At 71.9% G+C, this 20656-nt stretch carries 14 protein-coding genes; 4 read left to right on the forward strand and 10 right to left on the reverse strand.

Annotated elements, in window-relative coordinates:
• Positions 1-17: 17 nt before the first annotated feature.
• The 9 genes from J2S55_RS31095 to J2S55_RS31135 form a co-directional block, all read right to left on the reverse strand.
• Positions 18-224, reverse strand: coding sequence for a hypothetical protein (locus J2S55_RS31095; protein ID WP_306868227.1), 207 nt, complete (start codon positions 222-224; stop codon positions 18-20).
• Positions 225-420: 196 nt separating this feature from the next.
• Positions 421-1449, reverse strand: a complete 1029-nt coding sequence (locus J2S55_RS31100) for a phosphotransferase family protein (RefSeq protein ID WP_306868229.1) — start codon at positions 1447-1449, stop codon at positions 421-423.
• A 120-nt stretch (positions 1450-1569) separates the two neighbouring features.
• A complete protein-coding gene (locus J2S55_RS31105; protein WP_306868231.1) occupies positions 1570-3459 on the reverse strand; it encodes an acyclic terpene utilization AtuA family protein in 1890 nt (629 codons plus the stop codon).
• 90 nt (positions 3460-3549) lie between these two features.
• Positions 3550-4353, reverse strand: coding sequence for an enoyl-CoA hydratase-related protein (locus tag J2S55_RS31110; RefSeq protein WP_306868232.1), 804 nt, complete (start codon positions 4351-4353; stop codon positions 3550-3552).
• Positions 4350-6353 (reverse strand): acetyl/propionyl/methylcrotonyl-CoA carboxylase subunit alpha, encoded by a 2004-nt coding sequence (locus tag J2S55_RS31115; protein ID WP_306868234.1) that lies wholly within the window; start codon positions 6351-6353, stop codon positions 4350-4352. The genes J2S55_RS31110 and J2S55_RS31115 overlap by 4 nt, the downstream gene beginning before the upstream one ends.
• An 8-nt stretch (positions 6354-6361) precedes the next feature.
• Positions 6362-7945 (reverse strand): acyl-CoA carboxylase subunit beta, encoded by a 1584-nt coding sequence (locus J2S55_RS31120; RefSeq protein WP_306868236.1) that lies wholly within the window; start codon positions 7943-7945, stop codon positions 6362-6364.
• A complete protein-coding gene (locus J2S55_RS31125; RefSeq protein ID WP_306868237.1) occupies positions 7942-8679 on the reverse strand; it encodes a TetR/AcrR family transcriptional regulator in 738 nt (245 codons plus the stop codon). The genes J2S55_RS31120 and J2S55_RS31125 overlap by 4 nt, the downstream gene beginning before the upstream one ends.
• A gap of 257 nt (positions 8680-8936) precedes the next feature.
• Entirely contained in the window at positions 8937-10808 is a 1872-nt protein-coding gene (locus J2S55_RS31130; protein WP_306868239.1) for a serine/threonine-protein kinase, read from the reverse strand.
• A 127-nt stretch (positions 10809-10935) separates the two neighbouring features.
• Complete coding sequence (locus tag J2S55_RS31135; RefSeq protein ID WP_306868241.1) at positions 10936-12297, reverse strand: FAD-binding oxidoreductase; 1362 nt, start codon at positions 12295-12297, stop codon at positions 10936-10938.
• Between the two features lie 294 nt (positions 12298-12591).
• On the opposite strand from J2S55_RS31135, the gene ctaD reads away from it, so the two are divergent.
• From ctaD to J2S55_RS31155, 4 genes are all read left to right on the forward strand, one after another.
• The gene (ctaD, locus tag J2S55_RS31140; RefSeq protein ID WP_306868243.1) at positions 12592-14265 is read left to right on the forward strand and encodes an aa3-type cytochrome oxidase subunit I; all 1674 of its coding nucleotides are present in this window, start codon (positions 12592-12594) and stop codon (positions 14263-14265) included.
• Between the two features lie 630 nt (positions 14266-14895).
• Positions 14896-17625, forward strand: a complete 2730-nt coding sequence (locus J2S55_RS31145) for an immune inhibitor A domain-containing protein (RefSeq protein WP_306868245.1) — start codon at positions 14896-14898, stop codon at positions 17623-17625.
• A gap of 87 nt (positions 17626-17712) precedes the next feature.
• Positions 17713-18651 carry a diacylglycerol/lipid kinase family protein gene (locus J2S55_RS31150; protein WP_306868247.1) on the forward strand — a complete coding sequence of 313 codons (939 nt, stop codon included), beginning with the start codon at positions 17713-17715 and terminating at the stop codon, positions 18649-18651.
• Positions 18652-18764: 113 nt separating this feature from the next.
• Positions 18765-18920 carry a hypothetical protein gene (locus tag J2S55_RS31155; RefSeq protein ID WP_306868249.1) on the forward strand — a complete coding sequence of 52 codons (156 nt, stop codon included), beginning with the start codon at positions 18765-18767 and terminating at the stop codon, positions 18918-18920.
• Between the two features lie 307 nt (positions 18921-19227).
• Here J2S55_RS31155 and mads6 read toward each other — a convergent pair whose 3' ends face one another.
• Positions 19228-20640, reverse strand: coding sequence for a methylation-associated defense system protein kinase MAD6 (gene mads6 / locus J2S55_RS31160; RefSeq protein WP_306868251.1), 1413 nt, complete (start codon positions 20638-20640; stop codon positions 19228-19230).
• Positions 20641-20656 lie beyond the last annotated feature (16 nt).

The raw sequence follows: 20656 nt of genomic DNA on the forward strand, positions 1-20656 counted from the left end.
CCAATCGTGATCAATATTTACAGAACCACCCGGCGGGCGATGTCCACGAGCAGCTCTCGGGGGACCTCCACGGCGCTCTCGCCGTCCAGGACGTGGCGGAGGTCGGACAGGGCCTCGGCATCGGTCAGGTGGAGGCCCTGGACGACGATGGTGCCGCGGTCGGTCTCGTAGAGGGACGGACAGGCGCCCGCCTCCGAAGTGGAGCCAAGGAACCGCAAACGCATGACTGAATCCTTCCCCGAGCCAACCGCATGGTGCAATTGCGGGCAATCCTAGAGTTTGGAAGGTTGCAGGGTGGTTTCAATCACCAAATTACGCATATTTCGCCCATCCGGTAAGGGATGGCGGGGATCCGCCCGGCCGTGAGGCCCGTACGGCCCGCTCTCGGGTGCGCCCTCACGCGAGGCTCTGGGCGCGCCCTCACATGAAGCTCCGGGCGCGGGCGAACAGGCTGAGCGTGGTGGCGTGCAGCAGGTCCCCGATGTCCTTGGGGGCCTTCCCGGCGCACGCGCGGGCGTGGGTGCCCTCAAGGACGATGCCGAGCTTGAAGCAGGCCAGCACCGCGTACCAGTCGACGGCCGAGGTGTCCCGGTCCGACAGGGCCGTGTAGCAGGCGGTGATCTCCCCGGCGGTGGGCAGCCCGGCGACGTGGCCGGTGAGCATGCCGCCGCCGTCCGGGGCCGGCCAGGTGGCCAGCAGCCACCCCAGATCCAGCAGCGGGTCCCCGACCGTGCACATCTCCCAGTCCACGATCGCGGCGACCCTGGGCCCGTCGTAGGCGAACATCAGGTTGGCCAGGTGGTAGTCCCCGTGCATGATCCCGGGGGAGAAGCTCCGCGGCCTGTTCCGCTCCAGCCAGGCGGCGGTCTCCTCCAGGCCGGGGATCTCGGGCCCCGGATAGCCGTCGAGCGCGGCGTAGGTCTCCAGCTCGCCCATCCACCGGGGCACCTGCCGTTCCAGGAACCCCTCGGGTCGCCCGAAGCCGTCGAGGCCGCGATGGTCCACCCGGCCCAGCTCGGCCAGGGCCGAGGTCGCCTCGAACCCCATCCGGTGCCGGATCGCCGGATCGCCGGCGTGCGGCTCGGGCAGGCCGACGGTGGCGTTGAACCCCCGGACCGGCTCCATCAGGTAGAAGACGGCGTCCCCCATGACGGTCTCGTCCGCGCAGGCCGCGACGAGGCGGGGCGCCGCCACCGGGGTGTCCCGCAGCGCCGCCAGCACCCGGGCCTCCCGCCTGAGCACCTCGTTGCTCGCCGCCCGGGGGTGCAGCGGCGGCCTGCGCAGCACGTAGGACGCCCCGCCCCGCTCGAACCGGACCATGATGTTCTGCGTCCCGCCGGTCACCGGCCCGACGTGCTCGAACGTCCCGCCCGGCAGCCCCTGGCCGTCCATCCACGTCCCCAGCGCGCCGAAGTCGATCGCGTTGAGGTCGATGTGCGCGGAGACCATGTGCCCACCCTAACCGAATGATGTTCTGTTCGTGACGAATCTATGATCCCCCTGCGCGGGGGTCAATAGCACCGCCCCCTCATCCCGGCGCCCCGCCCGCCGCCGCCCGGCCCTGTCGCGTCAACCGGCGTCTCGGGAGGGGAGGAGGGACCGGGGGATGTCGGTGTGCGCGGCGCGGAGCTCCTCGCCGAGGGCCTTGGCCTGGGCGTCGAGGCGGGGGCTGGCGGCCACGCCCCGGCCGAGGAGGCCGTGGACGACGAAGTTGAGGGCGTGGAGGTTGGGGAGGTCGAAGCGTTCGATCTCCAGGCCGGCGGTGGCCGGCAGCAGCTCCCGGAGACGTCCGGCCGTCAGATGGTCCGACAGCCACCGGAACTGCTCGGCCGTGCGGACCCAGACGCCCAGGTTGACGTTGCCGCCCTTGTCCCCCGAGCGGGCGCCCATGATCGTGCCCAGCGCGGCCCGCACGGTCTCCCCGCCGTCGGCCGCCTGCTCCGCCCCGCCGTCGGCCGCGGGACCCGCCCCGCCCTGTCCCGGCCCCGCCCGTTCCGGCGCCCGGTCTCCGGTCTCCGGGGCCCCGGCCTCCCCGCCGCCGGCCTCCCGGCCGCCGGACCGCGCGCCGTCGGTCTCCAGGGTGTCGAGCTCCCGGCCGTCGAGCCAGACACGCGCCCGGACCGTCTCCGCCGGGACGAGGGTCGGCCAGTAGACGCCGTAGGGGGAGGCGTCGCCCGGAGGGGTGAGGCCGTAGAAACCGGGGTAGCTGGCCAGGCCCGTCTCCACCACGGCGGAGGAGAAGGCGCGCCCGGCCTTCTTCCGGTCGGCGTCCATCACGGTGACGCGGAGCAGGGCGGTGCCGGCGGCCGGGGCCGCGCCCGCCGCACCGTCGCCCGCGCCCGCCGTGTCGTCACCCGAGGCGTCGCCCGCGCCGGGGACCGGGCCCGTGGGCGGGGCGGTGCCGGTGAGCGGGGTCAGCTCGACGTGGACCTGGTCGAAGGACTCCCTGGGGACGCGGGACCAGATGGCCTCCTGCGCGAGCCGGGCCTTGGCCTCGATGTCCAGGCCGGTCAGGACCATGGTCATGGTGTTGCGGTAGCCGCCCACATAGTTGACGGCGACCTTGAGGGTGTCCGGCGGGGCCTCGCCCCGCACCCCCGAGATCCGGACCCGGTCCGGGCCCTGCTGGCGCAGCTCGATCGTGTCGAAGCGCGCCACCACGTCGGGCCCCGGGTAGCGCGGCGAGGCGATCTCGTACAGCAGCTGAGCGGTGACCGTGCCCACCGAGACCAGCCCGCCGGTCCCCGGATGCTTGGTGACCACGCTGGACCCGTCGGAGTCCAGCTCCACGAGCGGGAACCCGCAGTGCGCCAGGTCCGGCACCTCGCCGAAGAAGGCGTAGTTCCCGCCGGTCGCCTGGCAGCCGCACTCGATGACGTGCCCGGCCACCACCGATCCGGCCAGCGCGTCGTAGTCGCCGGGCCGCCAGCCGTACCGCCAGATCCCCGGCCCGGTGACCAGCGCGGCGTCCGTGACCCGGCCGGTCACCACCACATCCGCCCCGGCCGACAGGGCGGCGGCGATCGGCCTGCCCCCCAGGTAGGCGTTGGCGGTCAGCGGGGCGGCGGGCAGCCTCTCCCCGGTGTCGAGGTTCGGCGCGCCGCCCAGATCGTGCCCCGACAGGTCGTCGCCGGTGACGTGCGCCACCTTCACCGGCAGCCCGAGCCGGCCGGCCAGCTCGGCCACCGCCCCGGCGCACCCGGCCGGATCGAGGCCGCCCGCGTTGGACACGATCTTGATGCCCCGCTCCAGGCACGTCCCCAGGACCTGCTCAAGCTGCCGGAGAAAGGTCGGCGCGTAGCCGGGGCGGCCCTTCAACCGGTTGCCGGCCAGGATCAGCATGGTCAGCTCGGCGAGCCAGTCGCCGGTGAGCACGTCGATCGGACCGCCCTCGACCATCTCCCGGGCGGCCGACAGCCGGTCGCCGTAGAAGCCGGAGCAGTTGGCGATGCGCAGCATCGAGCCTCCTAGGGCTGGGGATCCGGGACGAGCGGCCGGGACGGCGGATCCCGGCGCGCGGCGCCGGGATCCCTGGGGCCGCCGGGGCGGCTAGGACCGGGGGATCCAGGAGGCCGGCCGCTTCTCCATGAAGGAGGCGATGCCCTCCTGGCCCTCGGCGGAGGTGAAGCGCTGGGCCGACAGCTCGGCCATCTGACGCAGGCCCTCCTCCACCGGCAGCGTGGGCACGGTCCGCACGAGCTGTTTGGTGAGCGCCAGGGACTCGGGGCCGCCGCGCAGCAGCATGCCGGTGTAGTGGGCGACCGCGCTGTCCAGATCTTCCTCCGGGACGGCGCGGGTGAGCAGGCCGATCTCCTGGGCGCGGGCGGCGTCGAAGACCTCTCCGGTGAGGAGGTATTCGGCCGCGGCCCGAGGTTCGAGCCGCCGCAGCACGGTCACCGAGATCATCGCGGGGACCACGCCGAGCCGCACCTCGGTGAAGGCGAACGACGCCGTGTCCGGCGCGATCGCGAAGTCGCAGGCCGCCACCAGGCCCAGCCCTCCGGCGCGCGCGGTGCCGTTCAACCGGCAGACGACCGGCTTGGGGCTCTCCCAGATCAGGTTCATGATCTCCGGGAACGAGGCGGTCACCGGCGCCTCGTGCGCGTTGCCCGGCTCGATCCGCTGCTCCTTGAGGTCCGCCCCGGCGCAGAACACCGGTCCGGTGCCGGTGAGCACGATGACCCGCACGCGCTCCTCGGCGAGCGCCCAGTTGAGCCGGTCCTCCAGGTCGCCCAGCAGCCGCACGGACAGCGCGTTCCGGTTGCGCGGGGAGTCCAGGGTGATCGTCGCGACCCCTCCGGACAGCTCCTTGTGCACCAGGCGCTCCATCGGCCAGCCCCCATCGGTGTTCATGCCTGCTCCTCGATCACGGCCAGTACGGCCTCCGCCTCGACCTGCCGGCCCGGCGCGACGTTCAGCGCGGACACCGTGCCCGCCACCGGGGCGGTGATCTGATGTTCCATCTTCATGGCCTCCAGCACCACGACCACCTGGCCCGCCACGACGGGCTCGCCGGACTTCACCTCGACGCGGAGCACGGTACCGGGCATCGGCGCCAGCAGGGAGCCCGGGGCCACGTGTTCGACCGGCTCGGGGAGCCGGGCCAGCGGCGTCAGCCGTACCGCGCCGAGGGGGGAGTCGACGTGGGTCACGCCGTCGTAGCGGGCGACGGCGAAGCGGTGCCGGACGCCGGAGGTCTCCAGGACGACCAGGCCGGGCGTGGCGCCGACCAGGACCGTGTCGGGGAAACCCTCCGCCCGCAGGCCGTCCCGGGTGATCCGGTAGGCGACCTCCGCCTCCTCGAAGGCCGCGCGCTGCGGCTGCGAGACCACGTTGCGCCACCCGCTGGGCAGCGCGGCCTGCACGGTCGCCGCCCGCCTTTCCGCCGCGGCCTGGGCGAGGGCGGCGGCGAGCGCGGACAGGCCCACGGCGCGCTCCCCGGCGGCCGGGACGGACCCGTGCTCGGCGAGGAAGCCGGTGTGGGTGTCGCCGGCCAGGAAGGCCGGGCTGCGCAGGACCGCGACCAGCAGGTCCCGGTTGGTGACGGGGCCGTGGATCGTCGCCCTCGACAGGGCGGTGGCGAGTCTCCGCACGGCGTCGGCGCGGCTGGCCCCGTAGGAGACGACCTTGGCGAGCATCGGGTCGTAGTGGACGCCGATCTCGGAGCCGTCCTCCACACCGGAGTCCAGCCGGAGGCCGCCGGAGGCGCCACGCGGCACGGGGGAGAAGCGGGAGGTCACGCCGGGGACGTCGAAGCGGTGCAGGGTCCCGGTCTGCGGGAGCCAGTCGCGCGCGGGGTCCTCGGCGTACAGCCGCGCCTCGACGGCGTGGCCGGAGGGCGCCGGTGCGGCCCCGGGGAGCCGGGCGCCCTCGGCGATCCGGAGCTGGAGCTCGACCAGGTCGACGCCGTAGACGCACTCGGTGACCGGGTGCTCGACCTGGAGCCTGGTGTTCATCTCCAGGAACGCGACCGTGTCGTCCTTGACGAGGAACTCGACGGTCCCCGCCCCGACGTATCCGATGGCCTGCGCCGCCTTGACCGCCGCGCCGCACAGCCGTGCCCGCATCGCGGGGGAGACCGCCGGGGAGGGGGTCTCCTCGATCACCTTCTGGTGCCGCCGCTGGATGGAGCACTCCCGCTCGCCCAGCGTCCACACCGTCCCGTGCCGGTCGGCCAGGATCTGGACCTCGATGTGCCGGGCGTTCTCCAGCAGGGGCTCGACGAAGACCGTCCCGTCCCCGAACGCCGACTCGGCCTCCCGGCGGGCCGACTCGACCGCGCCGGGCAGGTCGTCGGTCAGCGCCACGATCCGCATCCCGCGCCCGCCGCCGCCGGCCGACGCCTTCACCAGCAGGGGGACCCGCCATCCGGACGCCGATCCGCTCATCCGGGTGAACACGGTGTCGAGGTCGTGTTCGAGATCGTCCATCGAGTAGCCGGGCCTGGCGGTGAAGCCCGGGAGCACCGGGACCCCGGCCTCGGCCATCAGGGCCTTCGCCCTGATCTTGGAGCCCATCGCGGCGATGGCCTCGGGGGAGGGGCCGACCCATGTCAGACCCGCGTCGAGCACGGCCTGCGCGAACGCCTCGTTCTCCGACAGGAAGCCGTAACCGGGATGGACCGCGTCGGCCCCGGCCGTGAGGGCCGCGCCGACGACCCTGTCCACGGACAGGTAGGTGTCGGCGGGCTTGACGCCGGCGAGCCGCACTGCGTGGTCGGCCTCCGCCGCGTGAGGCGCCCCGGCGTCGGCGTCGGAGAAGACCGCGACGGTCTCGATGCCGAGGTCGCGGCAGGTGCGGAAGACGCGCCGGGCGATCTCACCCCGGTTGGCGACGAGAAGACGGCTGATCATGGGCGTGGTCACATCCGGAAGACGCCGAAGCCGGCGGGCTCCGGGACGGGGGCGTTGTTGACGGCCGACAGGCACAGGCCCAGGACGGTCCGGGTGTCGCGGGGATCGATGACCCCGTCGTCGTAGAGCCGCCCGGACAGGAAGAACGGCAGCGACTCGGCCTCGATCTGCGCCTCGACCAGCTGGCGCATCGCCGCGTCGCCCTCCTCGTCGTAGACCTGCCCCCTGGCCTGGGCGGCGCTCCGGGCGACGATGGACAGCACCCCGGCCAGCTGGGCGGGGCCCATGACGGCGGACTTGGCGCTCGGCCAGGCGAACAGGAAACGGGGGTCGTAGGCGCGGCCGCACATGCCGTAGTTGCCCGCGCCGTAGGAGGCGCCCATGACGATCGTGATGTGCGGGACGGTCGAGTTGGAGACCGCGTTGATCATCATGGCGCCGTGCTTGATGATGCCGCCCTGTTCGTAGTCCTTGCCGACCATGTAGCCGGTGGTGTTCTGCAGGAAGACCAGCGGGGTCCGCGCCTGGTTGGCGAGCTGGATGAACTGGGCGGCCTTCTGCGCCTCCTCGCTGAACAGCACGCCCCTGGCGTTGGCCAGGATCCCGACCGGGTAGCCGTGCAGCCGGGCCCAGCCCGTCACCAGGCTCCCGCCGTACAGGGGCTTGAACTCGTCGAAGTCGCTGCCGTCGACGATCCGCGCGATCACCTCACGCGGATCGAAGGGGATCTTCAGGTCCTCCGGCACGATCCCCAGCAGCTCGTCCTCGTCGTGCAGCGGGTCGCGCACCGCCCCCGCCGGGGTCCCGAGCCTGCGCCAGTTCAGTCCCCTGACGATCTGCCGCCCGATCCGCAGCGCGTCGTGCTCGTCGGCGGCCAGGTAGTCGGCCAGGCCGCTGACGCGGGCGTGCATCTCGGCGCCGCCCAGCGACTCGTCGTCGGACTCCTCCCCGGTGGCCATCTTGACCAGCGGCGGCCCGCCGAGGAAGACCTTCGCGCGCTCCTTCACCATGACCACGTGGTCGCTCATCCCGGGGACGTAGGCCCCGCCGGCCGTGGAGTTGCCGAACACCAGGGCGATCGTCGGGATCCCGGCGGCCGACAGCCGGGTCAGGTCCCGGAACACCCGGCCGCCCGGAATGAAGATCTCCTTCTGCGTCGGCAGGTCGGCGCCGCCGGACTCCACGAGGTTGACCAGCGGCAGCCGGTTCTGGAAGGCGATGTCGGCGGCCCGGAGCGTCTTGCGCAGGGTCCACGGATTGGACGAGCCGCCCCGCACGGTCGGGTCGTTGGCGCTGATCACGCACTCGACGCCCTCGATCACGCCGATCCCGGTGACCACGCTGGCCCCGACGGGGAAGTCGCTGCCCCAGCCGGCCAGCGGCGACAGCTCCAGGAAGGCCGAGGCCGGGTCGATCAGCAGCTCGATCCGCTCCCGGGCGAGCAGCTTGCCCCGCCTGCGGTGCCGTTCGACGTATTTCTCCCCGCCGCCCGCCACGGCCTTGGCGTGCTCGGCGTCGAGCTCGGCGAGCTTGGCCAGCATCGCCTCGCGCCGCGCCAGGTAGTCGTCCGCGGAGGTGTCCAGCCGGCTCATGTGCCCTCTCCCTGGGTTGACGCGGACGCGGCCGGTGACGTCTCCGCAGGCGCGGCCCCGGCCGGGGCGGGCGCGGCGGAGCCGGGCGCGGTCGGGGCGGACGTGATCGGGACGGGCGTGGTTGACGCCGATGTCAGGCCGATGGCCCGCGCCCAGAGCGTGGTGAGCATCGCGACGGCGGTCCGCTCGTCGGCCTGTTCGCCGAGATCGAGCCAGACACGGGCGAAGTGCTCCACCATCCCGCCCAGCATCACGGCGGTCAGCCGGGGGTCCAGCCCCGGGTCGGCCAGGCCCTGCTCCTGAAGGCGGCGCAGCCCCTCGGCGCCCCGCCGCACGAAGACCTCGCGCAGTTCGAGCAGGAGCCCACGGAAGCTCTCGTCGGTGGCCGCGGCCTGCTCCAGCATCCGCACCAGCCGGGAGTTGGAGGCCCAGGCGCGCAGGTAGAGCAGGTTGGCCGCCTCGATGCGGGCGTAGGGGTCGCCGGGCGCGGCGGGGCCGACCACGCTGGCGGCGAACATCTCGCCCACCACCGTGCCCGCCACCTCGCGGAACAGCTCCTCCCGCGAACCGAAGTAGGTGTAGAAGGTGCCGTGCGAGACCCCGGCTCGGGCACAGACGTCATCGACGCGCACGGCCTCGAACCCCTGCTCCTCGAACGCCTCCCGCCCGGCCTGGATGAGGGCCGCCCGCGTCCGCCTGCCACGGCTGGTCAGCACCTCGGACTTGACGATCACGTCAGTTAAGGTAACCCACCCCCCGCGTTCCCGCCAGGCCGTCGCTGGAGCCCCGGCACGCGGGCCGGGCCGGCTGGGCCGGAGGACCGGAGAACCGGAGGACCGGAGGAGGCCCGAAAAGCCGGAGGAGAAGACCGGCGGGACCGGAGGAAAGACCGGATGACAGGGACGGACCCGGGCGGCGTCACGCCGTCCGGGTCCGTCCCTGTCACTCGATGCCTGCCACTCGTCGCCGCGGGCCTGTCCACCCGCTCGGCTCAGCCGCAGTGGCTCCAGCCGCTCTTCCACGACAGCGAGCCGTGCGAGCCGCCCCAGATGACGCACTTCTTGACGGCGGCGAGCCGTACCGGGCCCGCGTAGGCGGTGAAGGAGCCCGGGTTGCTCCCCGACGAGCCGCCCTGCACCTGGAGCGTCGCGTTCATCTTGACCTTCGCGGGGGCCACGTACTTGGCCATGGTGACGACGCAGTTCTTGCCCGCGCCGGTGTTGTAGAGCAGATAGATGGTCGCGGCGCTGCCCAGGGCCCGGGAGGCGATCACCTTGTAGCCCGTGCCGCAGACCACGGTCGGGCTGTAGGGGTTCGGCTTGGGCGGCGAGACCGTCTGCTTGGACGGCGACGGCGACGGCTTCGGCGTGGGCTTGGCCGTGGACGGCTTGGCCGTGGGCTTGACCGACGGGGGCGGGCTCGCCTGGCCCGCGTCCGTCGGCTCGATCACCGACGGCGGCTCCGACGCGGTCTCCTCCGGCTCCGGCTTCCCGTCCCCGGAGCCCCCGCCCGCCTTCTTGGTCGACTGCCCGGTCGGCCGGTGGGACGGCTGGGCGACCGGTTCACCTGTGATCTGGACGGGGGGCGAGGGCACGGGGGTACGGCTCTTCTTGGGTCTGGGGGACTCCCACACCGCGGGCGGCTCGTCCGGGGTGAGCGCCGGATCCGACTCCTCCGCCTCCTGGGAGGGGGAGGCCGACGTCACGGGCCGCACCGCCGCGGCCTTCTCGTCGCCCTGCAGGACCACCACGGTCCCGGTCGCCACGCTCAGCGCGGCCACTCCCGCGATCATGAGCCCGACCGGCCACCGTCCCTTCCGTCCGCCGCGCGGCGCGGCGGTGGGGCGGGCGGCCTGCGGCGGGACGGTGGCCGCGGAGGCGTGCGGCGGGCCAGGGGGCGGGCCGGCGGGCGCGTGCGGCGGGCCGGCGGGCACGGGCGCACCAGGGGTCATGTGCGGCGGGCCGGAGTGCTGCGGCGGACCGGAGTGCTGCGGCGGGCCGGCGGGCGAGGGAGCGGCGGGCGCGGGGGCCTGCCGCCGGGGGGAGACCGGGGAGGCGAGCGTCGCGCCCATCAGGTGGCTGACGAGCTCCTCGGCGGTGGGACGCAGCGACGGGTCCTTGGACAGGCACGCGGCCACGAGGTCGCGCAGCTGTCCCTCCAGCCCGCCGAGCTCGGGCTCGGTGGTCAGGATCCGGTTCATCACCACGGCGATGGAGTCGGCGCCGAAGGCCGGCCTTCCCGTCGCGGCGAAGACCATCGTGACGCCCCAGGCGAAGACGTCCGCGGCGGGCGTGATCTCGCCCTCGCTGAGCTGCTCGGGCGCGAGGTAGGACGGCGTCCCCATCGCCGTCCCGGTCGCGGTCACCCCGGGGGAGTCCAGGGCCCTGGCGATGCCGAAGTCGATCACCACCGGGCCTTCGGGGCCCATCAGCACGTTGGCGGGCTTGAAGTCGCGGTGCAGGATCCCCGCACGGTGGATCGCCGACAGCGCGGTCGCCGTGCTGATCGCGAGCCGCTCCAGCGAGGCGCCGCGCCGCGGGCCCTCCTTGTCGACGAGCTGGCGCAGGGACGGCCCCGGCACGTACTCGCTCACGATGTAGGGCTGGCTGCCCGCGAGGTCGGCGTGGAGCACCGGGGCGGTGCAGAACCGCGCCACCCGCTGGGCGACCGAGACCTCCCTCAGGAACCGTGTCCGGGCCTCGGGATCGGCCGCCAGCCCGTGGTGGAGAAGTTTGACCGCGACCTGTTCCCCCGTCGGCCCCTTCCCCAGGTAGACGACCCCCTGGCCGCCCTCCCCGAGCCGACTGGTCAGCTCGAAGGGGCCCAGCCGTTGAGGATCCTCCGCCGAGAGCGGCTGCACCACAATGACCCCCCGACAAAGCATGCAAAGTTGTGTTAGGTGGTGTAGAACGCTACCAGTGTGGGCAGGGGTACGGGCGATCTGTTGAGATTCGTCCCCTCGTTGAGGTTGATGGCCAGGGGATAACGGTTCAGATTGCCTTGCCGGGATTGAGAATGCCGAGCGGGTCGAAGAGCTGCTTGATCCCGTGGTGGAGCTCCTCGGTGACCGGCCCGGTCTCCAGGGAGAGCCAGCGCCGCTTCAGCAGCCCGACGCCGTGCTCGCCGGTGAGGGTGCCCCCGATCTCCAGGGTCTCCCGGAAGATCTCGTCGGCCGCCGCCCACACGTTGGGGGGCGGTTCCACCAGCCCGTGGTCGAAGATGAAGACGGGGTGCAGGTTGCCGTCGCCCGCGTGGGCCACCGTGGCGATCAGCACGTCGTGCTCCAGCGCGATGGCCTCGATCTTCTCGATCATCTGGGGCAGCGCCGAGCGCGGCACGCAGACGTCCTCCACCAGGCACTTGCCGAGCCGTTCCTTGGCCTGGTAGGCCATCCGCCGCACCCCGATCAGCTCCTCGGCCTCCTGCGGCGACGACGACACCGCGACGAAGGGGGAGCCGTTGGCGGTGCACAGCTCGGCCATGCGCTCGGCGACCGCCGGCCCGTCGGCCGCGTCCGACTGCGCGATCAGCATCGCCCGGGTCGACTCCTCCAGCCCGATGTTCTTCCAGTCGTCGATGGCCTTGAGCGTGGTCCGGTCGAGCATCTCCAGCAGTGACGGCTGGCAGCCGGCCGCGATGATCGCCGCGACCGCGGCGGCGGCGTCCCGGAGGGAGGTGAACTCGGCCGCGATCGTCGCGGGGTAGACCGCCGGGGCCCGGCGCAGCCGTACGGTAGCCGCGGTGATCACGCCGAGCGTCCCCTCGGAGCCGACGAACAGCCCGGTCAGGTCGTAGCCCGTCACGCCCTTCACCGTGCGCCTGCCGGTGTTGAGGACCCGCCCGTCGGCCAGCACGACCTCCAGGCCCAGCGCCGAGTCGCGGGTCACGCCGTACTTGACGCACCGCAGGCCGCCGGCGTTGGTGGCCAGGTTGCCGCCGATCGTGGAGATCTCGTAGGAGGAGGGGTCGGGGGCGTACATCAGCCCGTGCGCGCGGGCGGCCCGGTCCAGGTCCGCGGTGATGACACCCGGCTCCACCACGGCGATCTCGTCGGCGGGGGAGAGCTCCCTGATCGCCGTCATCTTGTGCAGCGCCAGCACGACGCCGCCCTCGACCGCCGTCGCCCCGCCGGCCAGCCCCGTCCCGGCCCCCCGGGGCACCACCGGCACCCGGTGCTCGCCGGCCCACCTGAGGGTGGCGACGACGTCGTCGCGGCTCTCGGCCAGCACGACGGCCAGCGGCCTGCCCGGTTCGAGGAAGGTCCGGTCCCGCGCGTAGGAATCGGTCACATCGGGATCCGTCAGCACCTTCTCCGGTGCCAGCGCAGCAACAAGTTCGGCAATAGCGGTCACAGGGGGACTTTACGGCCTGGGGTCCGCGTGGCCGTCACAGGACGTCCGCCGCGCGGCCGGGAGCGGCCGCCCCGGCCCGGCCGGGGGTGCGGGGTCCCCGACGTGCCGAGGCACGGACGCCGAGCGCCCATTTGGGCGATAAAAGGGAAATTTCTTGGAAAGAGCATCTCTGTAGGCGCTTGTGGCTTTCTGTATGGGGTGTCTGTTTCGCGGAAGCCGGGCAAGGGGGAGATGGGTGGACGGACAGGAGGAGCCCCGCCGCACCCTGCTGCCGCCGACGGGAGGGAGCCGGCTGTGACCACTGTGCAACAGCGGCCCACGCTTGCACCTAGGAGTAAGGGATCGTTGCTCGTGTCGTGGCTCTCCACGACCGACCACAAGATCATCGGATATCTCTACCTGATCACTTCGTTCGTTTTCTTCCTGCTCGCCGGGGTCATGGCCCTGATCATCCGGGCCGAACTCGCCCATCCCGGGCTCCAGATGGTCAACGAGCAGCAGTACAACCAGCTGTTCACCATGCACGGCACCGTGATGCTGCTGTTCTTCGCCACACCGCTGTTCGCCGGGTTCGCCAACGTGGTCATGCCGTTGCAGATCGGGGCGCCCGACGTGGCCTTCCCCAGGATGAACATGGTCAGCTACTGGCTCTTCCTGTTCGGCGGGCTCATCGCGATGAGCGGTTTCGCCACCAACGGGGGCGCCGCCGACTTCGGCTGGACGGGATACACCCCGCTGTCGGTCGCCACGTTCTCCCCGCAGGCCGGCGGCGACCTGTGGATCGTCGGCCTGGCGATGTCCGGCCTCGGCACGATCCTCGGCTCGGTCAACTTCATCACCACGATCATCTGCATGCGCGCGCCCGGCATGACCATGTTCCGGATGCCGATGTTCACCTGGAACGTGCTGCTGACCGGTGTGCTCGTGCTGATCGCCTTCCCGGTGCTGGCGGCCGCGCTGCTCGTCCTGGAGGCCGACCGCAAGCTCGGCGCGCACGTCTACGACTCGGCCACCGGCGGCCCGCTGCTCTGGCAGCACCTGTTCTGGTTCTTCGGCCACCCCGAGGTCTACATCATCGCGCTGCCGTTCTTCGGCATCATCACCGAGGTGATCCCGGTCTTCAGCCGCAAGCCGCTGTTCGGCTACATCGGCCTGATCGGCGCGACCATCGCCATCGCCGGGCTGTCGATCACTGTGTGGGCCCACCACATGTTCGGGACGGGCCGGGTGCTGCTGCCGTTCTTCTCGTTCATGACCTTCCTCATCGCGATCCCGACCGGGGTGAAGTTCTTCAACTGGATCGGCACGATGTGGCGGGGACACCTGTCCTTCGAGTCGCCGATGCTGTTCGCCGTCGGCTTCCTGGTCACCTTCCTGTTCGGCGGCCTGACCGGCGTCATCCTCGCCTCGCCGCCGCTGGACTTCCAGGTGACCGACAGCTATTTCGTCGTGGCCCACTTCCACTACGTCGTCTTCGGCACCGTGGTGTTCGCGATGTTCGCCGGCTTCTACTTCTGGTGGCCGAAGATGACCGGCAAGATGCTCAACGACACCCTGGGCAAGGTGCACTTCTGGCTGCTGTTCATCGGCTTCCACACCACCTTCCTGGTCCAGCACTGGCTGGGCGCCGAGGGCATGCCCCGCCGCTACGCCGACTACAGCGCGTCCGACGGCTTCACCGGCCTGAACCTGCTCTCCTCGGTCGGCGCCCTCATCCTCGGCGTCTCCACGCTGCCGTTCCTCTACAACGTGTGGAGGACCCACAAGATCGCGCCGAAGGTCACCGTGGACGATCCCTGGGGCTTCGGCAACTCCCTGGAGTGGGCGACCTCCTGCCCGCCGCCGCGGCACAACTTCGCCTCGCTGCCGCGCATCCGCTCCGAGCGCCCGGCGTTCGACCTGCACTATCCCCGGGTCCAGGCCCAGCCCCGCCAGCTCGACCCGACCGCCCCGAGCGAAGAGATCTGAGGGGCCCGTCAAGGCGTCCCGGGGCCTCCACCGTCCGGCCGCCGGAGCCCCGCGGGGCGCCCTGACGCTCTGACGCCGGCCCGTCCGCGCTCGGCTCCGCCCGTCGGCTGCCCGCCGTCGGTCCGCCCGCGCTCGGCTCCGCCCGTCGCATGGGCTGCCCGCCGTCGGGCCTGTCCGCCGTCGGGCCTGTCCGCCGTCCGGCCCGTCCGGTCCGTCCGCCGTCCGGTCTACTCGCCGTCCGGTCCGTCCGCCGTCCGGTCCGCGGGCCGTACGGCGGGTCCGCGCGGAGACCGGGCGCGCTCCGATGCCCGGTGCCGCCGTTGGACCGGTCCCGCGCCAGGGGCGCTGCCCGCGCCCAATCCCGCGTCCCGGCCTGACTCGCTGACCTGCCGTTCAGTGACGCATGGCCGAATTGGAGTGGAAATCGTCATCTATTTCTGACAAACGATGATTTATTGCAGTTTGACAACATCATTTGGCGCTTTTACTGCTGCTTTACCTTCTCGTCTAACCTCCCGCTCGGTGCGTGCATAAGGCGCGCCGGGGACGTCCGCGCCCGGCGAACCCGGGCAGGGAGGGTATGCGTTGTCCAGCAGAGGCAGAGGCGCTCGCAGGCGCCTTCTCGCGATAGTGCCCGTGGTCGGCCTGGCCGCCGCGGGACTGGCGGTGGGGGGAACGTCGGCGGAGGCCGACACCTCGGTCGCGCGGTACCAGCCGACCGCGGCCGACTACTACATCAACTACGCACCGCCCAGGGATGAGCCGGAGGCGGACGAGCCGGCCGCGCCCGACTCCAGGGCACGCAAGGTCAGCCCCTCGGAGAAGATCCAGCAGAAGTTCTCCAGCGGTAACCCCGCCGCCGCCCGGGTGCTGGCCGCCCGCGAGGCCGAGGCGATCCGGACCGGGCTCAACCCCGCGGACTTCCTGTTCAAGAAGGCGAAGACCGCGAAGACGGCCAAGCTCCTCACCTTGCTGGTGGAGTTCAACGACAAGGCCAACGACGACTTCTCCGGCTTCAGCCGTCCGGCGAACGTCGACAGCGAGGACCCCGCCGAGTGCGTCACCGAGCCGCCGGGCACCCTGCTCAACGGCCCGCTGCACAACAAGATCCCTGACCCGGCGTCGCTGCCGCGCAAGGACAACAACAGTTTCTGGGTGCCGGACTTCAGCCCCGAGCACTTCAACAAGATGCTTTACAGCAAGGACGGCATCACCCAGCGCGTCCGCCCCGACCTGACCGATCCCCGGGACGGCCGTAAGGGCATCGACATCTCCAAGTACACGATGAAGAACATGTACGAGGAGATGTCCAAGGGCGCCTACACCGTCACCGGTCAGGCCAGCCCGTGGATCAAGGTCCCGCACTCCGAGGCGTACTACGGCGCGCGCGCCTGCGGCCAGGAGGTCCAGGACATGAGCGGCCACCCGAGCAACCCGCTCGGCCCTGGCCAGCTCGCCATCGACGCGGTGAACACCCTGGCCGCCGCCGACCCGAACTTCCCGTGGGCCGACTACGACGTCGAGGACGTCGCCGACTCCGACGGTGACGGCAACTTCGCCGAGCCCGACGGGGTGGTCGACCACCTGGTCCTGGTCCACGCCGGCAAGGACAAGTCCTCCGACGGCGGCGCCGAGGGCACCTACGCGATCTGGGCGCACTCCAGCGCGGTGGCGGGCGGCTACCAGGTCCCCGGCAAGAACGTGAAGATCTCCAACTACATCGTGCAGCCGGAGGACTCCGGCGTCGGCGTCTTCGCCCACGAGTACGGCCACGACCTCGGCCTGCCGGACCTCTACGACACCAGCGGCCAGGCCTCCTCGGCCGTCGACTTCTGGGACCTGATGTCCAGCGGCTCGCACAGCGGCCCGATCTTCCAGTCGATGCCGACCCACATGGGCCTGTGGGACAAGTGGATCCTCGGCTGGGCCAGCCCCAAGGTCTTCAACCCCGGTGACCGCGCCCGCGCGGTGACGGTGGGCCAGACCTCGCGCACGCCCAAGCTCACCGAGGACGGCGTCCGGGTCAACCTGACCAGCGCGCCCCTGAAGATGGTCGAGCCGCACAGCGGCACCAAGATGCTCTGGTCCAACCTGGACCAGGAGTGGGCCGACTCCAAGATCACCCGCGAGGTCCAGGTGCCCGCCGGGACCGACGTGAAGTTCTGGCTCTGGAACAACTACGAGATCGAGCAGGACTGGGACTTCGGCTTCGTCGAGGTCTCCGTCGACGGCGGCGCGACCTACGCCCAGCAGAAGGTCTACACCGAGGGCGGTGCCCTGGTCTCGACCGACGACGGCTACGGCGACCCGAACAAGAACCTCGTCAAGTTCGGCAACAAGAAGTACGCCCTCACCGGCAACACCGACGGCTGGCGGCACGACTACGTCGACCTGACCCCGTTCGCCGGCAAGACCGTCAAGCTCCGCCTGACCTACGACACCGACGCGGCCTTCACCCCCCGCGGCTGGCACGCCGACGACTTCGCCCTCACCAACGGCGCCGAGACCGTCTGGAGCGACGACGTCGAGGGCGGCCTGAACGGCTGGACGCCCAGCGGCGGCACCTTCACCAACACCCACGGCCAGGGCTGGGTCGTCAACAACGGCGAGCGCGAGGTCTCGCGGTTCTACCTTGCCGAGTGGCGTAACTTCGACGGCTTCGACAAGGGCCTGCAGTACGCCTACGACACCAACTACGCCCGCGACGGCGCGTGGAAGGTCGAGAAGTTCAAGTACAACGCCCCGGGCCTGCTGGTCTGGTACCGCGACTCGACCTTCACCAACAACTCCCTGATCAACAACCTCCAGCTGGCGCCGAGCATCGGCTCCAAGGGCAGTCTGATGGTCGTCGACTCGCACTACGAGCCGCTCCGCCGTACCGGTGTGGCGGCGGAGAAGGACGGCGAGCTCAGGGACAACCTGCAGGGACGCGTCCAGACCGGCAACGCGGCCTTCTCCTTCGGCAAGACCTACCCCTTCACCGAGTGCGTGGAGGCCGCGGACGAGCCGTTCAGCGAGTACTGCACCAAGATCGGCTCGCAGGGCGGGGTCCCGGAGTTCACCGACGCCAAGACCTGGTACCCGGGCATGGAGGTCCGTGACGGGGCGCTCGGCTACCGCGACTTCGACGCCTCGGTGGTCGTCCCGTCCAAGGGCGACCAGCCCTACAGCACGCGGGTCGTCAACGTCGACGGCACCCCGGCCACCGAGCTGTACGGCACCGACCTCGGCAACGGCCACGTCCTGGGCACCGGTAACCCCGGCGACGAGGGCAAGGCCCTGGGCGTGAAGCTCAAGCTGCTCACCCCGCTGCCGGGTAACCTCGGCGCGATCGTCCATGTGACGCCGCCCAAGCAGTAACCCCGGTCCGCCGGCCGTGGGGCCCCGCCGTCACCGACGGCGGGGCCCTACGATTTGCAGGGGAACATCCGACCGAAGAGGGGCAGCGTGGGAGAGCTTCGCAGCAAGGCCGAGCACACCGAGGCCGTCCGGACCGGGCGCCGGGTCTGCGTGGTGGTCAACACGCGTTCGCGCCGTGGCCGCCGGCTCTATCCGGAGGTGGTCCGCACGCTCCGGGCCGAGGGCTTCGAGCCGCTCCGCCTCTACTCCCTGGACGACCCCAGGCGCCTGCGCGCCACGCTGGAGGCGGCTCTGGACGCCGGGCCCGACCTGCTCGTCGTGGGCGGCGGCGACGGCACGCTCAGCGCCGCCGTCAAGCACGTGGCCCACCGTGACGTCGCCCTCGGCGTGCTGCCCCTGGGCACCACCAACAACTTCGCCCGCAGCCTCGGCCTCCCGCTCGACCTGCCCGGCGCGATCCGGGTGTTCCACACCGGCAAGGTCGCCGACATCGACCTGGGGATCGCCGGTGACCGGGAGTTCGCCAACCTGGCCAGCTTCGGCGTCTCGGTCGAGGTGGCGGGCACGGTCAAGCCCTGGCTCAAGCGCATCCTCGGCCGTGCGGCCTACCCGCTCACCGCGCTGACGATCCTCCCCCACCACCAGCCCTTCCGCGCCTTCATCACGGTGGACGGCCACCGCCACGAGCTGCTCACCCACCAGCTCAACATCGCCAACGGCCGCTTCCACGGCGGCTGGCAGGTGGCCAAGGACATCAGCATCGACAACGGCCGCCTGGTCGCCTACCAGCTCGGCTCGGGCAAGCGCCTGCGGCTGCTGGTGGAGACCCTCATCCGGGCCACCACGGGCCGCTGGAGCAGCCTGGCGGGCGGCCCCTTCGTGGTCGGCCGGGAGATGCTCCTGGAGACCGACCCCCCGATGGCCGCCGACGTCGACGGCGAGGTCCGCCTGATGACCCCCATCACGATCCGGACCGTCCCCAACGGCCTGCGCGTGATGGTCCCCGACGGCTTCGTGGACTCCTGACCGGGCGGCCCCGGCCCGGCCCCCGATCCGGCCCCTGACCGGGCTCCCGGGCCGGGCCGCTGATTGGGGCCGGGTCTGGGGGGTAGGCGGTCATCAGAGGGTTGGAGGATGACATGGCATCTCTGGTCGACCGAATCCGGAGTTATCTGAGCAGCCCGCAGGGGCGGAGAAACGTCGAGAAGGCCAAGACGATGGCCCGCGACCCGCGCAACCAGCGCAGGCTCCGCGAGCTGATGAACCGTTTCCGCTCCGGCGGACCCAGGCGCTAGGAGCCTCCCGGCGCCGGGAGAACGGCACGCGGGGCGAGCCCCGGGGTGGTCGCCACCCCGGGGCCCGCCGTCTCGGCCGCGCCGCATGGCCGGCTCAGGAAGATCCCCGGCGGCCGGGCCGATCCGTGCCGTTCCTGCTCCGCGTTCCGCCGGTCTCCGTGATCGGCCCGCGCTGTTCCTGCTCCGGGTTCTGCCGGTCTCCGTGATCGGCCCGCGCTGTTCCTGCTCCGGGTTCTGCCGGTCTCCGTGATCGGCCCGCGCTGTTCCTGCTCCGGGTTCTGCCGGTCTCCGTGATCGGCCCGCGCCGCTACCGCCCGGACATGCGCTTGAACCTGCTCCGGAGCCGGTCGAGCAGCAGCGGCTCCCGCTCGGCCACGATCCCCTCCCGCGCCCGCCGCAGGGCGCCCAGGGCCTCCACCGCGTCCGGCCGCTTGGCGGGCGAGTGGTCGCGCATGCGCCGCAGCAGCTCCATGACCTCGGCCGGGACGCCGTTCACGGCGGTCTCGGCGTCCGGGCTCGCCGGAGGCAGCTCGCCGGCCAGCAGCCGGAAGGCGATCACCCCGGCCGCGTACACGTCGGAGGCGGCCGTCATCCGCTCGGGCCTGCCCTGGCACTCGGGGGCCACGTAGTGGGTGTCGAGGACGTTGGGGAGCTCGTTGGCGACGGTGTGCGCCCGGGGGCCCGGCTTGGCGTAGTCGAACCCGGTCAGCATCGCCCGGCCGTCCTCGGTCACCAGGACGCAGGCCGGGTTGAGCGCCCGGTGGATGACGTTGTTGGCGTGGACGTGGGCCAGGCCCAGCAGCATGTCGTCGACCACGTCGAGCATGGCGCCGGTGGACAGCTCCGGCCGGGAGGCGGTCAGGTGCAGGTGCAGCGCCTGGCCGTGCACGTCGTCGAGGACCAGCACGAACCGGCTCTCGTCGTCGATGGCGAAGAAGTCGCGGGAGCGCACCACGCACGGGTGCGGCGGGATCCGGGTGAGGGACTGGTAGGCGTTGGCGATCAGCCGCCGCTCGGCCGCGCGCGGCTCCTCCTGGGCCAGCGGGTCGGCCCGGTAGACCCGCAGCAGGACCGTCTCGCTCCCCGGGACCGTGGCGTTGAACGCGCGATACTCGGTGACCCGGGTGTCCCCGCCGAGCTGCTCCTCCACCTCCCAGTTGCCGAAGCGCGGCGGCGCGGTGGACCGCCGCACGGTGCCGTTGAGGGCCTCGATGATCGGGGTGCGGTACGGCGTCACGTCCGGGGTGTAGCCCCGCCTGACGCGGGAGACGTCGCTCAGCGTGCCGATCAGGCCGGGCAGGTCGGTGACGTGCCGCGAGTCACGGCCGGCCGGGTCGACCAGCTCGGTGTCGGGCCCGGTCAGCACGACGACGCTGTCGACGTAGATCCGCTCCAGCTCGCGGCGCTCCTGGGTGAGCAGCCCCTTGAGCGCGCGCCCGTTGCCGCGGAGCTTGGTCACCGGGGAGCCGAACGCGTCCCGCCGGGCGGGGAACCAGCGCGTCCCGGAGACCTCGATCCGGCCGCGCGTGCCCTTGACGTCGATGACGCAGAGCGAGTGGCCGGTCAGGACGATCGCGTCGACCTCGAAGGTGTCGTCGCCGCGCGGCACCTCGATGTTGTGCAGCAGCAGCCAGTCGTCGGGCGCGTTGTCCCGCAGGTGGGCGATGACCCGCCGCTCGGCGTCGTTCACCGGCTGTCCGCCGCCGACGATCTGTGCCATCTCTAGCGCGCCGTCC

The organism is Streptosporangium brasiliense (assembly GCF_030811595.1).
Taxonomy (GTDB): domain Bacteria; phylum Actinomycetota; class Actinomycetes; order Streptosporangiales; family Streptosporangiaceae; genus Streptosporangium; species Streptosporangium brasiliense.